The organism is Wenzhouxiangella limi (assembly GCF_010499265.1).
Lineage (GTDB): Bacteria > Pseudomonadota > Gammaproteobacteria > Xanthomonadales > Wenzhouxiangellaceae > Wenzhouxiangella > Wenzhouxiangella limi.
The window spans coordinates 14036-31215 of sequence record NZ_JAAGSC010000044.1 but is presented as its reverse complement, the minus strand read 5'-3'; the positions used below and the strand labels follow the sequence as shown (position 1 = coordinate 31215).

The following is a 17180-nucleotide window of genomic DNA, read 5'->3' as shown; positions in this document are numbered from 1 at the left end:
GCCCCACGTGCCTGAAGATTCCAGCATGCATCGCGCCGTGGAAAACGAGACAGAACGAGCCCGCGATCGAATTCGTCAACAACCCTGAGTCTGCGCCTCCCGGATCACCGATCCGATCCTCCTGACCCCAGTTCGTAAAAGGACTGCAGGCGGCGGTGCGTGAACACAAATATCGAGCCCACCGTCAGCAGGATCACTGCAGACAAAATGACGGATAGCCGCAGAAACGGCAAATCCATGGTCCAGCGCATCGTCGCCATGGAGACGAGCGAATCAAGCCATACCAGGGCGCCGGCGAAAAGCGCAACCCTGATGAGATGCGCGGCCCACGAATGAGGTACCGCCAACAGACCCATGGAACCCAATGCCAGCAGCATCATCGGCCAATGACCGTCGCGAAGAAAATGCGCCGCGAGCATCAGGAAGGAAATAGCCGGCAGAACCAACCAGCCCATCAGTAAACCGCTCCTGGAAAGGTCAGACAGCGAAACGTCGGCAACATTCGTAGGCCAAGATCCGCGTATTAGGTGATTTTTAGAGCAATTCAGCGGCTGCGGAAATGACGCCGCCGCTGCTCCATCGGGTGTTCGACCCGGTGGCGCTTGTCGAGCAGGTGCATCAATGACAGCCAGGGATGGCGCCAGACCATACGCGGTCCGGCGAAGCGCATGACCTCGCGCGCGTGTTCGCGCTGCGCTCTTTTATAACAATGCACCGGGCACTTGGCACAGGTGGGCTTATCCTCCCCGTAGGGACATTTCTCCAGACGTTTGCGCGCGTAGTCAAGAAAGACCTGGCATTCCGGACATACCGCGCCCGAAGACGCCCACCCCGGGTGCTTTGTTCGGCACCAGATACGCACCATCGCCTCCATGGTGCGAAATTCACGGCGCAGGCGCGCATTCAGGACCGGCGTTTCGTGCGGCAAAGAAACGGACTGTTGATTCATGGCGACATGCTACCCCGATGCCCTGTCGCGGCATTTGAGCCAAATCAAGCATTCTTGATATCCTTTTTCGCCCAGACCCCGTCAATCAGCAAGGAGGAAATGCCCACCTGACAGCGAAAAAGATCACTCCATAACCCGACGAAAAGGGGACATTTCACTTCGTTGGAAAACGGACAGATCAGGTTGGTGTTGACAGCGCGACTTCCTGGCCTTGGAGCCTGAGACTAAATGGGTGACCGACATTACCGAGTTACAGACTGACGAGGGCAAGCTATTTCTCTGCGTGGTGCTTGATCTGTTCAATAAACTCGTTGTGGGTTGGTCAATGCACCATCGGCAGGATCGAAAGATGGTGATCGGGGCCGTTGAGATGGCTGTTTGGCAGCGTCGAGGGACCGGACTGGTCGTTCTACATTCAGATCGCGGCAGTCAGTTTCGAAGCAGTGACTACCAGCGATTTCTCAAACGCAATACGCTGCTATGCTCCATGAGTGCTGTCGGACACTGCGGTGACAACGCGGCCTGCGAAGGTTTCTTTGGGATGCTCAAACGTGAAAGAATCAATCATCGCCGTTATCGACCTCAGGATGAAATCCGAGCCGAGATATTCGATTACATCGAGCGGTTCCATAACCCTAGAATGCGGCGCAGAGTCGCCAGGCAGGATCAGAAGCTTTCAGCCCTTTTTAAACCGTCCGTGGTAGCGGGGTAGAACCCCTCTAATCAAATTGAGAACACCGCGCCACACGCCAGCTGCAGGATAGGCTGTGATCTCATCGCGAGAAGTATTTTTCAAACTCAGCCAATGGAAGCGGCGGAGAAAAGTAAAACCCCTGGAATCGTTCGCATCCGTTGGACAAAAGAAAAGCCCGTTGCTGCTCGGTTTCAACACCTTCCGCGATCAAATTAAGTTTCAAGCCCTTTGCTAGGCCGATAATCCCCTGAGTTACAATCACCTCACGCTTGTTATGCGGTAAATGCCGCACGAACGCTCGGTCGATTTTCAAGGTCTCCAAGGGGAGGCTGGTCAGATACATGAGTGACGAGAAGCCAGTACCGAAATCGTCGATTGCAAACCCGACGCCAATCTCTTGGAGCGCTTGCATTTTCTCCCGCGTCGCGGAAATATCTTCCAGAACCATGCTTTCGGTAAGTTCAATCTTCAAAAGTGACGGATCTGCCCCAGTCTCTTCAAAAATCTCCTTTACAGAGTCAACAAAGTCAGGTTGACTGAACTCACGAGAGCTGACGTTCACGGCCAGGGTAAGATTGGAACAGCCCTTCATGCCCGACCAGACAAACAACTGCTTACAGGCGGACTCCATCACCCAGCGCCCAATAGATTGAATAAGGTCACTCTCTTCGGCCAGAGGAATAAACTCGGCGGGAGAAACCATCCCCCGTGTGGGATGTTGCCAGCGTAGAAGAACTTCAGCCCCACAGGTAATACCATCCGTATCGACCTGGGGCTGGTAAAAAACTTCAAGCTGTTGCAGGCCAAGAGCGGATTTCAGGTCCGTCTCAAGCACCATCCGATCGCGTACCTGAGAATGTATTTCCGGGTCATAGAAGCGGGTTTTTGATCCTGAGCCTTGCTTTGCGCTAAGCATTGCAATATCGGCTTCGTTAAGCACGGTCCCCACGGACGCCTGTTGCGCGTCGAAGGTCGCAACACCAATACTTGCGGTAATGTTGACTGCCTCGCTGTCGACAACGAAAGGCGGCTCCAGCGCGGCCTCCACGGCGCCAGCAAGGCGATTGATGTCTGAAAGAGAACTTTCGGCCTGATCGTTAAGGTTCTCGAGCAGAATGGCGAACTCATCTCCACCAACACGGTATACGGTAGAGTTCTTGCTGTCGATCGATCGAATCCTGGTCCCGATTTCCCTCAGCAAGAGATCTCCAATGCTGTGCCCACGTGAATCGTTCAGAGACCTGAACTGATCCACATCAACGAGCAAGATCGCACCAAAGGACTTGCCCTCTCTGTCAGAACCTATAAATTGCCCCAGGCGTTGCTCAAAGAGCCTTCGATTGGGCAGGCCAGTCAGCGCATCGTAATATTGGAGCTTCTTGATCCTTATTACGATCAGCCATATACCCGTGGACAATGCAAGAACAAGGATCAGATTGAAAAGCGCGCCTTGTCGAAGCTTCGCCGGTAGATCGTCCATGAGACGATTTAAGCTCGATTGAACAACCAGGCGGCCTACACGCCGTTCCTCCCCCTCATAAATATGGGTCAAAGGAAAATCGGTGGTTTGATAATCCCCTTCTGGCTGATCGAGCTCCAGCAGGACTTGATAGTCTCCCTGGATGTTCTCCATCACCCTAACGCCTTCAATGAACGGCAGCTGGGCGATCCCTTTGGATATGAGCTCGAGTTGTTGCCAATCCAGATAGAAGACCGCAGACGCAGTAGGCTCGAGGTAGCTTTCCTGGATAGATGTCAGGGTCTGGTTGCGGTCCTGCTGACCGGCTTTTATATACAAGTAAGCCTGGAAAGCGACGCTGATGGCCGTAAAACAAAGGCTGATGAGCAGGATCAGCGATATATTTCTTAACTTAAGCGAGTCCATGCTCAAAAGCCGTCGAGAAGACTGCTCAAGCGAACCTTCTTCCCGCCATTGTAGTGTCGAGAGAAATCGCGAAACTGGATCGCTTTCTGTCGCTCTTGAAATTCAAGGACTTGCGCGACGTTAGAGGCTGTGGCGATAATCGGATCAGCAAGTTGATAGTCTTCAAAGCTGTCGGCTGCCGTTGGTACACGAATGAAGTCATGCATGTCAATAACGAGTTGAGCCCACATTAATTCGGTGGCCGCAGTTGTTGCAATCAGTTTCCCTCGGCTCAGCGCATCCAGCCCGGCGCGAGATAGGTCGAGCCCACCAGTAAATACCTGTTTAGCAGGATCAGAGGTTTCTGAAATGGCTTGGGCAACGCCGATCGATAGCTGGTCACTGCCTGCCCATATTGCGGAAACATCGGGATAGCGGCGAAGGAGACGGCGCGCCATTCTTCTGCCCTCCCGGGCGGTCCAGTCGGCGTATACCATCTGCAGGACCCGGGCATTGGGATGGTCGTTTACAGCCTGGCGCAACCCAGCTTCCCGGTGCATGGATCCCACCCAGGACCGGGCGCCGTTGATTCCGACGATAGAAACCATCCCCGAATCTGGCTCGGCAGCGTTTGCCGCCTGAATCAACTGCTGCGCCAACAAATAGCCTTTGGTCTGCTCATCCTCCTCAAACAGACGGACCCATTGTGTGTACTTGCGGCCCGGAACGTTTCCCAGCGTTCTCAGCTGATCCTCTGAAAAGGGCCCGTTCAGCGCAAATGGGATATTTTGCGCTTCAGCCAGATCGATCACTGGAATTAACTGCGAAAACTCCATCGTGAAGACAGCTGCGTCCGGGATCGGGTCTTCGCGAAGCCGGCGCAGGGTACTTGTGACCGCTGAAAACCGATCCGAGACGTCGAACTCCAGAAATTCGATGCCGATGTCGAGATCGGTGGCCACAATGTCCATAACCGAGTGGACTTCGGGCCAATAGGTATTCCCTGCCGTTGTCGGATTAACGACAAGAACGAGCTCTTCAGGAAAAGAGTTCGGGTCAGCTTGAATCTGCGGCGAGATTGCAGCGAAAGCCAGAAGGCCGCACAGAATGGTCGTCCACGTACGCATGCTCAGCTACTGCCCGCCTCCCGGACGATTTTGCCAAAGCCCGCATACAAACCACTATCCCTCCATCGCGATAGCCTCAATCGTAGCATAAGGTGTGATTGATCTAAAAGTTCCCATTTTTTCGGGAACTAACTCACGATCGACCGAGCGATGCTCTCATTGGTCCGTTCACGGCCGCTCCTCGCCTTGCTCTTCCAGCCGCGCCAGCGCAATTTCAACTCGCTTGACCTCGCGGGTGACCGAATGGCGGTTCATCTCCATGAAAAACCACAGCTTGAACATACTCAGGGCGTGGAAGGCGGCGAGCACCAGTACGCCCCAGAACACTCGATCATCGACGCTTGCGGCGGCAAAAAACGCGTAGCCGGTCCAGAGCATCAGGCTGAAGGCCACCAGCGTCAGCGCCATGGCGAAGCCGGCCCAGCGCGCAAGCCCGCCGGTAAACACCCGAAACAGCATCGGGAACAGGCCGGTCTCTTCGGCCTTAAGGCCTTCGACCGGGCCGCCCTGCTGCAGCAGTTCGCGGCGGATTTTTTCGTCAATGCTCATCGTCGTCTCCTTCGAAATGGTCTTTGAGTAAACCCCGGGCACGGTGCAGGCAGGACTTGACCGTGCATGGGGGAATGTCCAATACGACCGCGACTTCTGAAATCGCCAGGTGGCTGACGTAGAACAGCTGCAGGGCCTACGCGAGCCAAAATCCTGGACCGCCTGATCTGACCTAAGCCCAGATCGAGCTGCTGATCGACGCCGGCCGGCGCGCATCGCTGCGCCCGGCCGGGTTTGAAAGGGCCACGCCGTTTGCCTCAGAGCCGCATTGACGCGGAATCGTCATTCCCCCCCCGATGAACTGGCCTGCCGACTCTCGGCCTGGCAAACTTCAATGGAGACATGGACCAGACCGTGACCCTCTGGCAGGCGCTTCCGATAGTCATCCGGGCTCGACAGCTTTTCGCTCACCAGAGCAATGATGGCGGCATGGATACCGGGACCAATCGACCAGACGTGGAGATCGGTCACTCGGCAATCGCCATCGGATTCCACGCTCGAGCGAATCGCCCGCACTAAATCGTCCGGTGCCTGCCGATCAAGCAGAACGGCACTGGTGGATTTCACCAGACCCCAGGACCAGCGAGAAACCAGGATGGCGCCGATAATGCCCATGAAGGGATCCATCCAGATCGCGCCAAAGTACTTCGCGGCCAGAAGCGCAAAGATCGCCAGCAAGGAGGTCAAGGTATCGGCCAGCACGTGGAGATAGGCCGAGCGCAGATTGTGGTCGTGGTGATGATGACCGTGGCCAGACGCGCCATGGTGATCGTGATGGTGGTGATGATCATGCTCCTCGCCGCCCACGCCGAGGATGAAGACGCTGATTCCGTTGACGATCAAACCGACAACGGCGACCAGGATGGCTTGGTTGAAAACAATCTCGACCGGGTTGATCAGTCGATGCAGGCTTTCCCAGACCATCAGCAGGGCAAATCCTGCCAATAACAGCGCCCCGGTAAATCCACCCAGGGCGTTGATTTTTCCGGTGCCGAAGCTGAACGACGGGTTCGCCGCGTGGCGCCGGGCCATCCAGTACGCAACGGCCGTAATCGACAGCGCGGCGGCATGCGAGGCCATGTGCAGGCCATCGGCCAGCAGGGCCATGGACCCGAACGCAATGCCGGCCACAATTTCGACCACCATCATCGAGGCGGTCAAGGCGATGACCAGCAGGGTCCGGTTCTCGCCGGGCCGCTTGCGGTCTTGCCCAAAGGTATGCGAGTGGCCTGGCTCGGTGTGTGCTGGGGAATGCATCATTCGCGCTGTCAGTCCCTTGGTGCTGCTATTAAGTCAAAACTTTACAGATTTGAAGCGCCCTGTTTTTTGATGCGAATCAAATTGAGAATCGATAACGTCCGATTCCTGCTGGATCAGCGCACAGCAAGAACCGAGCCCTCATCGCCCAAATGGAGTGCGCGAGGCAGGTTAAAGCGGTTCATATAAATTCGAAAAACGGCGGGAAAAGAACCACGACCACGGCCGCCCACGCAGCGTAGACCGGCAGGTAATCGGTTTGCCAACGCTCCAGGCGGGCGAAACCGCCCTGCCCGCGCAGGAATTTAAGGTACAGCCAGGCCGAGCCGGCCAGGTTGACCAAAAGCACCAGGTTCAGGCCCAGACCGGCCAGGCGGTTGGGGGTGAGGCCCATGTCGCCGATACGCGCAGCAATCGCCCACAACGCAACCAGGTCAGCCAGCAGGGCGCTGGCGATCAAAATGACCTGCAGCAGGTCAAACAGACCCGGCGGCGTCGATGGCTCCCGGGCCGAGACCGAGTACAGCAACAGCCCCAGGACAACGATCAGCAACAGGTCGAAGGCGATCAGCACCTCGCGCTCCACATCGATACCACGCCCGCTCAACAGCAGCGTGACAAGAAAAAGCACCAGCATGGCGGCAAACAGGGGCGTGAAGATCCGGGTGAGCACCGGCGCCATGTTCTCGACCACGCTTTGCTTGGCCTCGACCAGCCACGCACCGATCACCACCGCACCCATCGCCCCGCAGGGCAACAGCCAGGTCGCGACCAGCGGCTCGATATCGAAACCGATGGCGCTGAACATGCCGACGGTAAAAGCGGTCAGCACACCGCCGCCCAGGGCGATTAGCACGTAGTAAATGAACAGCTCGCCGGAAAAGCGGATGAAATCCATGCGCCCGGCAACTTCGTCCCAGCGCTGGCCCGCATAGGCAACGCCGACCAGCAGCCACAGCGCGACCGGGAGGTGCGCGATGACCAGTAACTCGGTCGACCCGCCCGGCGTCAGCGGCCAGGCATTGGCAACAATCGCCGCGAGAACAAACCCTGCGGCCAGCCAGCGCAGCGGCATGGTCTGCGAGCCGCGCTTCCAGGCGAAATAAGCGACCAGAATCGGCAGCAGCAAAAAGCCGATGTTGCGGGCGTAGAAGCTCGCGTGGGTCTCCAGGTCCATTCCGAACAGGGCCGGCAGCTTGATGGCCACTGCGGCGGCCACCGCAAACAGCACCGCCGCCAGGCCGTCGGTCTGCAGGCCTGGTTGGGGCGCGGCGGGATCGGCCGGGGCCATGACCAGCTGTTTCCACAAGCGATCCGAGTGCTCGCGGGCGAATTCCAGGGAAAGCGCGTCGAGGCTGCCCATGCGCTTGACCGCCACCAGAAAGGCTTCTTCCCGATCCAGGCCGGCCTCGGCCAGCCCGTCGATCTGCTCGCGCAGATGATCCTCGAGTTCGTTGATGTCGGAGGCATGAATCGTCTGTCGGCGGCGCAGGAAGGCGCGCCACTGGTCGATTTGATCTTCCAGCGCAGAGGCAAAAGCCGGGTCGTGCATGGGTCAGGTTTCCTGGGGCTTAAGCGGATCTGGCGACAGCAATTGCCAGATGCCCTTCAAGGTGGCGTCAACCGCCTGCCACTGGCGGCGCTGGTCGGCCAGATGGGCGCGGCCCGTATCAGTGATCGAGTAATACTTACGGCGGCGCCCGGTCTCGGCGGTTGCCCAGCGCGACCGGATATGGCCATGCCGCTCGAGCCGATGCAGAACCGGGTAAAGCATGCCGTCGGTCCACTCAATGCGCCCGGCGGAAAGTTCGCGCACCCGCTGCAGGATGGCGTAACCGTAGCTGTCGGCCTCGCTCAAGATCGCCAGCACGAGCGGCGTGGACGAGGCCGCGATCAGGTCCTTGCTGATGTCCATGCGATCAGCCGCAGCCAGGATTCAGCTCATGAGATCAATATACATAGCATTATTATGTATAGAAGAACGATGTATGTCAACGCAGCGCTGCCATGTGCTGCGGTCTCCCGCTACTCCATCAGCTTTTCTGGCTCGGCGAACCCTCGAACTCGATTACGCCCCTCGGCCTTGGCGTTGTACAGAGCCGCATCAGCACGTTGAAGCGCCTTCTCGAAACGACTGTCGCTGGCCAGCAACTGCGTGACCCCGGCACTGGTCGTCAGGACAACATTCGATCCGCCTTCAACCGGGATGGCACAACGACTCACGGCCAGGCGAATACGTTCGGCGAGAACCCGGGTTCCCGACTCGTCAGTATGCGGCAGTAAGACGCCGAATTCCTCTCCGCCGATACGCCCAGCGAGGTCGCCAGCACGGACAATAGCAGTCAGAATTCTTGAAAAGGCCTGCAGCGCGAGGTCTCCGATCGCGTGGCCATACTGGTCGTTGATGGCCTTGAAGTGGTCGAGATCCAGCATGATCAGCCCGCACGCATGTTGATAGCGACCGACCCGGCGCAGCTCCTCTTCACCTTTGTCGAAAAAACAGCGTCGGTTGAGAAGGTCGGTCAAGGCATCCTGAGTGGCCAGTCGAATCAGCTCTCGCTGCAGGCACTGCCGTTCGAGGACATTGCGAACCCGCGCTTGCACCACTGGCACGACGACCGGCTTGGCAATGAAGTCGTCTGCACCCAAATCGAGACCGTCGACCTGGGTTTGCGTGCGATCGTCAGCGGTGACCAGGATGACAGGGATCTGTCTCCCCCAATCACTCCTGCGCAAACGGCGCAGCGCTTCCAATCCATCCATTTCGGGCATCATCACGTCAAGCAGGATCAGATCTGGCTGCTGCTGCTCGGCAGTCTGCAGGGCATCGGCGCCTGATGTGGCAATCAAGATCTGGTAGTCCTCTGCCAGCGCGCGCGACAGCGTGTAAATGTTTGCTGGAAGATCGTCAACCAGCAAAATCCGCGGCGCCTGGGTCATGCCGATTCCTCCTGTGCCGGTCGCCGTGCCAACAGATCTGACAATCCCGCGCTCACCGACCCGAACTGGAAGCTATGCAGTTGCTGCTGTAGCCTGGCCAATTCTGGAGCGAGCTCGGTCCCGGCCAGCTGCGCCTGTAAATCGGAAAATGCATCAATCGCATCGAAGCGAGCCTGATCCAGCAGCGGCAGCAGAGCTTCCACCGCCACCGCAAAAGCAGGCCAATCGACTCGACGGTCAGGTGAAGCGAGCCCGGTCTCTGGCACTGATTCCGTCACATTACATCCCCCTAACCAGCGCCGAAGGGCCTGATTCAAGACCTGTAGATCAACTGGCTTGCTCAGATAATCATCCATCCCGCCGGCCAGACAGCGCTCCCGGTCTTCCGGGAAGGCGCTGGCGGTCAGGGCAATGATCGGCACAACCGTTTGCTGCTGCTGACGCTCCCAGGCGCGGATGGCGGCGGTTGCCGCATAACCATCCATGACAGGCATGTTCATGTCCATCAAGATCAAGTCAATACAGCCGTGCTCTCGCTGGGTCACTTCAAGGGCCTTCTGACCATCTTCGGCAAGCAGGCACTCCAGACCCATGCTTTCTACCATGCTTCGAATCACGATCTGATTGTCTGCGTGGTCCTCCACCAAGAGGACCCGACCTGACAATTGGACCAAAGCTTCCACCGCTTCCGAATCGGTCGATCCATAGCCAGACCGTTCTGAGCGTACGGAAGCTGGCAGACGACGCAGAAGCACGCGGAACCAGAATCGGGAACCTTCGCCGGGGCGGCTATCAAGACCAAACTCGCCATCCATGGCCTCGGCCAGACTGCGAACAATGGAAAGACCCAAACCGGTTCCGCCATGTTTGCGGGTCGTTGTATCGTCGAGCTGACTGAAGGGCAGGAACAGGCGGTTCTGTTTCTCGGAATCAATGCCTGGACCCGTGTCTAGAACCGCAAACTCCAGCAGATCTGCCTCTGCCCCTGTCTCGATGATGCTTGCAAGAACCTCGACATGACCCTTACGGGTGAACTTGATGGCGTTGTTGACCAGGTTGGACAGCATCTGGCGCAACCGATGCGGATCCCCTTGATACAGCGCGGCCGCTTCGCCCGCCCAGGAGTAAACCAGCGACAATCCTTTTTCCGACGCCGTGCTGGCAAACAGGTTTTCCATCTCACGCAGAAGATCCGGAGGAGAAAAAACGCCGGTGCGCAGGCTCATCCGTCCGGCCTCGATCTTGGACAGGTCCAGAATGTCGTTGAGCAGGGTCAGCAACGCCTGGCCGGATTTGTGGATGGTCCGTGCATATTCGCGCGCCTGCTGCTGACTGACAGAACCTGATAAAAGCAACTGAGCCATACCGAGGATGCCGTTCATCGGTGTCCGGATCTCGTGGCTCATCGTGGCCAGGAAACGGCTCTTGGCGATGTTCGCGGTCTCTGCCTCCTGTTTGGCCTGAATCAGCTCTGACTCCGAGTCCTTGCGGTAGGTGATGTCCTGATGGGTCCCTGCCACGATCAACGGTTGGCCATCTTCGGTCCATGTAGCGACTCTACCCCGATCATGGACCCAGACCCAGTGCCCGTCTTTATGCCGCATTCTGGCCTCGCAGTCATAAAACTCCGCCTCGCCAGCGAAATGGGCGTTCAGTTGTTCCTCGCTACGCTTGAGATCGTCGGGATGGGCAAGATTCATCCAGGTTTCAATCGAAGTTGGTGACAGCTCTTCCAGCGTGTAGCCGACGATGGCCGCCCACTGCTCGTTGAACCGCGTTTCCCCGGTCTGGACATTCCATTCCCAGGTGCCCACGTTGGTGCCATCGAGGATGGACTGCAGGCGGCGTTCCTGCTCACGCAGACGGGACTCGTTTTCCGTCAGTGCCGCCTCAGCGACCTTGAGCGGCGTGATATCGACATGGCAGCCCACCATGCGTATCGGATCGCCGTCTTCATTCCATGAAATCACTCGACCTGCACACAGCACCCACACAATGTGGCCCTGCTTGTGCTGATAACGCACCTCGGTGCGGAACGGATCGAGTCCATGGCTCTGGGCATGACGCTGAAAGGCCGAAAAAAGAATCTCCCGGTCTTCGGGAACGATAATCTCCTTCCAGGTTTCAGGTGAATTTTCGAGTTCGTGGTCCTCGTAACCGAACATCGCCTTGAAGCCGGGACTGAGGTATTCGGTCTTGTTCTGAATATTCCAGTCCCAATAACCGGCCAGGGTGGCATCTAGAATATCGGCCAGAACATGCTGGCTGTCTTTGAGCTGGGCCTGCTGCAGTTTGCGCTGGGTGATATCGAGCGCAAATCCGTCCAGGCAGTCCACCTGATCGAACTCGTCCAGCACCGCTTGGCCTTTTTCGTAGACCCAGTGGATCGTTCCGTCCTTGTGCCTGAGCCGATACTCGACCTCCCATGGGCGGTCCTGGGATACTGCTTCGGAAATCGCTTTTCCCAGCCGTTCCTGGTCTTCTGCAAGAATCAGTTCAGGATACGACGGCTCTTGATTATCCATCAGCTCTTCAGGCGAGTATCCCGTCAGCTGGCCTACATGGTTGGAGACAAACAGCATCGTCCGGCGCTCATCATTCAGACAGCGATAGGTAATGCCCGGAATATTGCTGACCAGCGATTCGAACTGCTGCAAGGTCTGCTTGAGTTCTACCGTGCGCTCCTCGACCTGGCGTTCAAGATCATCGCGCGCCGCGTGAAGCTCATGAAACGAATCTGCCAGCTGGATACTCATGGCCTGAAGCGAGTCACCCAGCACAGCGTATTCTTCGATTCGGCCTTCAGGCAAGTGCGGCCGGATGCCGTGGCGAATCTGCTCGCCGAGCTGGCGGCTCATCTGACTCAACTGGCCCAGCGGGCGACCGATCCAGCGGCTGATCAAGGTGCTGGCCAGAATGGTGAACAACAGCAGCCCGGCCAGCAGGCCGAACAATGTCAGACGATGGCTCTCAAGGGCGGCGACCATCGGACCGGCCGGCGCTTCAGCCACGATTCGACTCACCCCGGGAATGCCGCTGACCGGCACGCTCGACTGATAGCGTCCGCGCCTCCAGCGCTGCATGGCGGCCATGTCGCCGTCCGGCAGCCAGATGGTCAAGCCAGCCCCCAACGGACTCACTTCGCCCTCACCCGCTCCGGGCCGATTCAGTTCTCCAAGCTGGGACACAATCCGATCATCCGGCCCGATCAGAGCCAAACCAATGTCGGGCGAGGCGGCCTGCTCAAGCGACTCTTCGAAGGCTCTCTCACTCAATGGCCCGGAATCGTCAAGAGCGATCATGGTTTTGCGGATCTGCGTTTGCAGACGCTCGGCCATAAAGCCCTCTTGGACGCCGCGCTGAAGATGGCTTTCGGCAACGATCAAAAAGACGCCGGCCAGAAAGGTCATCGTCAGCATGGCGTGAAACAGAATTTCCGACAGCGGGGGTTTGCGCCTGAAAAGCCCCAGCGTATCGAACCTCGTCATCTGCACAAAAAACAGCAACAGCCCGGCAGCCAGGGCATTGAAAATGCCGTTGAGTGCCTGCTTCAGGGCAACCAGCAGGGTTGGCTCCCAGACCATGCCGATCAATCCGCGGTAAAAGATCAGCACCAGCGGGATACCGACAATAAACCAATACAGCGAAGCTGCCAGCACAAGGTTGGGCACCCTGCTTCGATAGACCAGACCGACAAAGCCGGCCTCGAGGGTGAAAATAATGATGGCGTAGGGATGATTCCAGAGCACTAGCGTGTAGAGCCCTCCTACAAAAGCCACGACCAGGCCGGAACCGGTGCCTAGCAGCGCTACGGCCAGCATGACCGCGATCGAGCCGAAAATCAGATCGACGCCGAAAACCATCGAGACGCTCAGCACGTTGCCGGCAACGGCCAGCAAGGCGAGTCCAATGGTTAGAAGGATCCTGTTGCCTGTACTGGTATCGAGAGGGTTTACCGCAGGCATGCTGGCCTCTGTCTGATTCGATGCCGCCCGTTCAAGGCCCCCACCTTGCCCCAGATCAGACCATAGCAATCGGAGCGTTTTATTCGATTGCGCTAAATCAAATCTTTGCTTTTTTATGAATGAAATATTACGCCTAAAAAGGATCGCTTGCATGACCTCTTATAACGATACACATGATGAGGATTAGCTCTCAAATATTTCCTCCTACATTGTTGACTAGCACGTTTTTCACAAGGCGCTCCCCAAACCGCGAAACGACATCTACTTGTACTTACCTTCGGAGAGAGTGCTGGCTGGTGGATTGTGGAAGCGCACCCCCAGCCCCCGCAAGACTAACGAAGTTCACCAGCTTCAACGCCACTGGATTGCGGTGAGCCCCGTTGATCCGAAACGCCAACGGCGACCCGGCAGGCCACAGCCGAAGCTCGGTAACCCTTATACTTGAGAGGCCACCATGAACCCGCAGATGCCTTTCCGGCTGAACTCGATAAAGACCCGAGTAACTTTGGGGGCCTTGGGGGTCTTTGTTGTCAGCCTGTGGGTGCTTGGCTTCCTGACCACGCGCATTCTGGAAAAAGACATCAGCCAGCTCGTGGCTGACGCGCAGGCGTCGGCGACAACGCAGATGGCAGCACAGTTGGACAGAGAACTCGGCGCCAGACTCAGTGCACTGGCTGAAATCGCCGGGATGATTGATGCCGAGAAGATCGCGAGTCCTCCGGCAGTGCAGCGCCTGCTGGAATCGCAGCCTCTGCTGCAGGATCTATTCAACGTCAGCGTACTGGCGGTAGACCGCGATGGGATCGGGATAGCCGACGCCCCCTACCTGGCCGAAAGAATCGGCGCGAACTACCGCACGCGAGTGGACGCCTTTGCCAAAGCCCTCGACGAGGGTCGCCCGCAGGTCGGCAGCCCCATTATCGGCGTATCAACCAATCAGCCTCTGCTACCGCTGGCGGTTCCTATTGTAGACGACGCCGGCCAGGTCATTGGCGCGCTGGGCGGTGCCATCGACCTGAGCCAGCCCAATTTCTTCGATGATCTGACCGCCGAAGGGTATGGCCAAACCGGCACGTACTCGATCATGTCGAAAAGCGATCGAATCATCGTCACTTCTTCTGATCCCGACCTGATCATGTATCAACTACCCCCAGAGGGTATCAGCCCCCTGCTGGACCAAGCCATTGCCGGCGAGGAACGAACCTACCGCTACGTAACGGTGCTGGATGTCGATTCATTAACAACCGTCAAGGGCCTGGAGACGACGGATTGGCTGATTGCCACAATCACCCCTGCCGCCGAGGCCTTTGCTCCCGTCAAGCACGCCCAGCGGCGCATGATCCTGACGATGGTGCTGGTGACGATACTTGTTGGCTTAACCGTGTGGTGGATGCTAAGACATCAGCTGCGACCGATGCTTTCGACGGTAAAAGCTCTCCAGCAGATGACTGCAGCTCAAAAGCCCTTGAAGACCTTGTCGAAAACTGGCACTCATGAAATCGATAGCCTCATCGCCTCTTTCAACCAGCTTTTGAAATCTTTAATTCGGCGCGAGCAGGAGAACAAGCGGTTCCGGGAGATTGCAGAGAAAGCCGTCTATGGCATTGCCATCGCCGATCTTGACCGCAGGCTGGTCTACGTCAACCGGTTTCTGGCAGAGATTCATGGCTATCAAGCAGATGATTTGATTGGCCGGGACATCTCCGTATTTCATAGCACGGAACAGCTTGCAGAGGTCGAAAAGACCGTCAGGCCGCTGCATGAGCAAGGTCACTTTGCCCCTCAAGAAATCTGGCACGTAGACCACGATGGCAGAAGCTTCCCCATGTTGATGAGCGGCGTCCTGCTGCGGGATGAACATGACGAACCCAAATATATTGCTGCATCGTCAGTCGATATCACCAAGCGCAAGCAGGCAGAAAAAGCGCTTAGTGAAAGCGAGACATTCCTAAATGTCGTACTGGAGTCCATGCCGTTGCCGGTATTTCATAAAGATGCGGAGGGCCGCTATACCGGCTTCAACAAAGCATTTGAGACGTTTTTCGGTCAGCCGCGTTCGACGCTGGTTGGTCGCTCGGTCTTCGACATCCACCCGCCTGATCTGGCCGAGACGTACCACGCACAGGATCGGGAGCTACTCGATCAGGTTGGTACTCAACGTTATGAGTCACAGGCCAGAAATGCACGTGGCGAGATCAGGGACGTTGTTTTCCACAAGGCCACGCTGACCAATTCTTCTGGTGAAATAACCGGGCTGGTGGGTACCCTGGTCGATATCACTGAGCGCAAACAGGCCGATGCCGAGATTCATCGACTGGCTTACTACGACCCTCTTACCAATCTACCCAACCGACGCTTGCTTCAGGACCGGCTGAGACACGCCATGGCCGTGGCCCGACGCAGCGGCTCCCTTGGCGCCTTGGTGTTTCTGGATATTGACGACTTCAAGGCTCTCAATGACACCCGGGGGCACGATGCCGGGGATCAATTGCTCGTCAAGATCGCTGAGCGTATCTGCACAGTGGCACGCGAAACCGATACGGTCGCCCGCCTGGGTGGCGATGAATTTGTTGTAATGCTGGAGAATTTGAATGCCGACCGGGAAAAGGCGGCCCTGGCGATACGGCAGGTCGGGGAGAAAATCAGGCTGGAAATCGCCTGTCCCTATGAGATCACCGGTGGCGAATTTCATTGTTCCGCCAGCCTCGGCGTCGTCTTGTTCAACGGGCACCAAGAATCCGTCGATACCCTGCTCAAGCAGGCCGATCTGGCGATGTACAAGGCCAAGGACGAGGGTCGCAATGTTCTGCGTTTCTTTGACCCCGCCATGCAAACCACGCTCGATGAGCGCATTGGCCTGGAAAGAGACCTGCGATTGGCGCTGGATCTCGGCCAGTTCACGCCCTTCTACCAGGCCCAGGTAGACCGCGAAGGACGCGTTCTTGGCGCGGAAGTCCTGCTTCGCTGGCAACACCCAGAGCGAGGCATGGTTTCCCCGGCGGAGTTCATCCCGCTGGCTGAGGCCACGGGTCTGATTTTGCCCATCGGGCAATGGGTTCTGGAAAGCGCCTGTCGCCAGATCGACCATTGGTCTGGAAACGATCGCCTGCAGCACGTCCGGCTGGCCGTGAACGTCAGTGCCAGAGAGTTCCGGCAGCCCGACTTTGTCGATCAGGTCAAACACGTCCTGTCTGAAACCGGCGCCGATCCGGCGCGGCTGCGGCTGGAGTTGACCGAAAGCATGGTGCTCGAAGACGTCGGCGGCACGTTCGAGAAAATGGAGGCGCTCAAGCAGCTGGGCATTGGATTCGCGCTGGATGATTTTGGGACCGGGCACTCCTCGCTGGCCTATCTGACCCGTTTGCCGCTGGATACCCTCAAGATCGACAGCTCGTTTGTGTTCAACCTGCCAGACAGCCACAACGATGCCGTTGTTGCCCAGACCATTATCTCCATGGCCAGAAGCCTGGGATTGAACGTGATCGCCGAAGGCGTAGAAACCGAGGCGCAGCGTGATTTTCTCGCTCTCAACCACTGTCACGTGTATCAGGGATACTTGTTCAGCCGGCCGGTGCCGCTGGAGGATTTCGAGAAATTCTGCGCGGCAAGCCTAGAAAACTAGATAGCCAACCACTGACGTAGGCCCCCAATAGCCTCGTGCCATCAGTGGGGCCTGATGAGGTTGGGATGCTGGGTCCGGCTAACCGCCGAAACTGTATCGTACGATCCAGTCTGAACAAAAGGAATGGACTGACGCTGAACTCTCCGCCAGCTGTTCCCCGACGCATTGCCGATCGCCGCAGCGCTGTTGTCTGCGCTGCGCTGAGAGGGCTCA

At 57.5% G+C, this 17180-nt stretch carries 11 protein-coding genes and 1 pseudogene; 2 read left to right on the top strand and 10 right to left on the bottom strand.

What is annotated here, in order from left to right:
* Nucleotides 1–104: 104 nt before the first annotated feature.
* Together G3I74_RS13720 and G3I74_RS13715 are read right to left on the bottom strand one after the other, a co-directional pair.
* On the bottom strand, nt 105–455 hold the full coding sequence (locus G3I74_RS13720) for a hypothetical protein (RefSeq protein WP_164212182.1): 351 nt from the start codon (nt 453–455) through the stop codon (nt 105–107).
* Nucleotides 456–544: 89 nt separating this feature from the next.
* Nucleotides 545–949, bottom strand: a complete 405-nt coding sequence (locus G3I74_RS13715; RefSeq protein ID WP_164212181.1) for a nitrous oxide-stimulated promoter family protein — start codon at nt 947–949, stop codon at nt 545–547.
* Nucleotides 950–1142: 193 nt separating this feature from the next.
* On the opposite strand from G3I74_RS13715, the pseudogene G3I74_RS13710 reads away from it, so the two are divergent.
* Nucleotides 1143–1661, top strand: a pseudogene (locus G3I74_RS13710) (IS3 family transposase); the annotation flags it as partial.
* Nucleotides 1662–1722: 61 nt separating this feature from the next.
* On the opposite strand, the gene G3I74_RS13705 reads toward G3I74_RS13710, so the two are convergent.
* The 8 genes from G3I74_RS13705 to G3I74_RS13670 form a co-directional block, all read right to left on the bottom strand.
* On the bottom strand, nt 1723–3528 hold the full coding sequence (locus G3I74_RS13705) for a putative bifunctional diguanylate cyclase/phosphodiesterase (protein ID WP_164212180.1): 1806 nt from the start codon (nt 3526–3528) through the stop codon (nt 1723–1725).
* Nucleotides 3529–3530: 2 nt separating this feature from the next.
* Complete coding sequence (locus G3I74_RS13700; protein ID WP_164212179.1) at nt 3531–4634, bottom strand: substrate-binding domain-containing protein; 1104 nt, start codon at nt 4632–4634, stop codon at nt 3531–3533.
* Nucleotides 4635–4802: 168 nt separating this feature from the next.
* The gene (locus G3I74_RS13695; RefSeq protein ID WP_164212178.1) at nt 4803–5183 is read right to left on the bottom strand and encodes a DUF6768 family protein; all 381 of its coding nucleotides are present in this window, start codon (nt 5181–5183) and stop codon (nt 4803–4805) included.
* 282 nt (nt 5184–5465) lie between these two features.
* Complete coding sequence (gene dmeF / locus G3I74_RS13690) at nt 5466–6443, bottom strand: CDF family Co(II)/Ni(II) efflux transporter DmeF (RefSeq protein WP_338063117.1); 978 nt, start codon at nt 6441–6443, stop codon at nt 5466–5468.
* 178 nt (nt 6444–6621) lie between these two features.
* Entirely contained in the window at nt 6622–7992 is a 1371-nt protein-coding gene (locus tag G3I74_RS13685; protein ID WP_164212177.1) for a permease prefix domain 1-containing protein, read from the bottom strand.
* A gap of 3 nt (nt 7993–7995) precedes the next feature.
* Complete coding sequence (locus tag G3I74_RS13680) at nt 7996–8355, bottom strand: PadR family transcriptional regulator (protein ID WP_164212176.1); 360 nt, start codon at nt 8353–8355, stop codon at nt 7996–7998.
* 110 nt (nt 8356–8465) lie between these two features.
* Nucleotides 8466–9380, bottom strand: coding sequence for a GGDEF domain-containing response regulator (locus G3I74_RS13675; protein ID WP_164212175.1), 915 nt, complete (start codon nt 9378–9380; stop codon nt 8466–8468).
* Nucleotides 9377–13345: a PAS domain-containing protein gene (locus G3I74_RS13670; RefSeq protein WP_164212174.1), complete on the bottom strand. Its 3969-nt coding sequence runs from the start codon at nt 13343–13345 to the stop codon at nt 9377–9379. The genes G3I74_RS13675 and G3I74_RS13670 overlap by 4 nt, the downstream gene beginning before the upstream one ends.
* 454 nt (nt 13346–13799) lie before the next feature.
* Between G3I74_RS13670 and G3I74_RS13665 the strand changes: the two genes are divergently transcribed.
* The gene (locus tag G3I74_RS13665) at nt 13800–16967 is read left to right on the top strand and encodes a bifunctional diguanylate cyclase/phosphodiesterase (RefSeq protein WP_164212173.1); all 3168 of its coding nucleotides are present in this window, start codon (nt 13800–13802) and stop codon (nt 16965–16967) included.
* Nucleotides 16968–17180 lie beyond the last annotated feature (213 nt).

Coding starts and splice junctions, on each gene's coding strand:
- G3I74_RS13720 (WP_164212182.1), bottom strand. CDS start 455: ATGGGCTGGTTGGTTCTGCCGGCTATTTCCTTCCTGATGCTCGCGGCG.
- G3I74_RS13715 (WP_164212181.1), bottom strand. CDS start 949: ATGAATCAACAGTCCGTTTCTTTGCCGCACGAAACGCCGGTCCTGAAT.
- G3I74_RS13705 (WP_164212180.1), bottom strand. CDS start 3,528: ATGGACTCGCTTAAGTTAAGAAATATATCGCTGATCCTGCTCATCAGC.
- G3I74_RS13700 (WP_164212179.1), bottom strand. CDS start 4,634: ATGCGTACGTGGACGACCATTCTGTGCGGCCTTCTGGCTTTCGCTGCA.
- G3I74_RS13695 (WP_164212178.1), bottom strand. CDS start 5,183: ATGAGCATTGACGAAAAAATCCGCCGCGAACTGCTGCAGCAGGGCGGC.
- dmeF (WP_338063117.1), bottom strand. CDS start 6,443: ATGATGCATTCCCCAGCACACACCGAGCCAGGCCACTCGCATACCTTT.
- G3I74_RS13685 (WP_164212177.1), bottom strand. CDS start 7,992: ATGCACGACCCGGCTTTTGCCTCTGCGCTGGAAGATCAAATCGACCAG.
- G3I74_RS13680 (WP_164212176.1), bottom strand. CDS start 8,355: ATGGACATCAGCAAGGACCTGATCGCGGCCTCGTCCACGCCGCTCGTG.
- G3I74_RS13675 (WP_164212175.1), bottom strand. CDS start 9,380: ATGACCCAGGCGCCGCGGATTTTGCTGGTTGACGATCTTCCAGCAAAC.
- G3I74_RS13670 (WP_164212174.1), bottom strand. CDS start 13,345: ATGCCTGCGGTAAACCCTCTCGATACCAGTACAGGCAACAGGATCCTT.
- G3I74_RS13665 (WP_164212173.1), top strand. CDS start 13,800: ATGAACCCGCAGATGCCTTTCCGGCTGAACTCGATAAAGACCCGAGTA.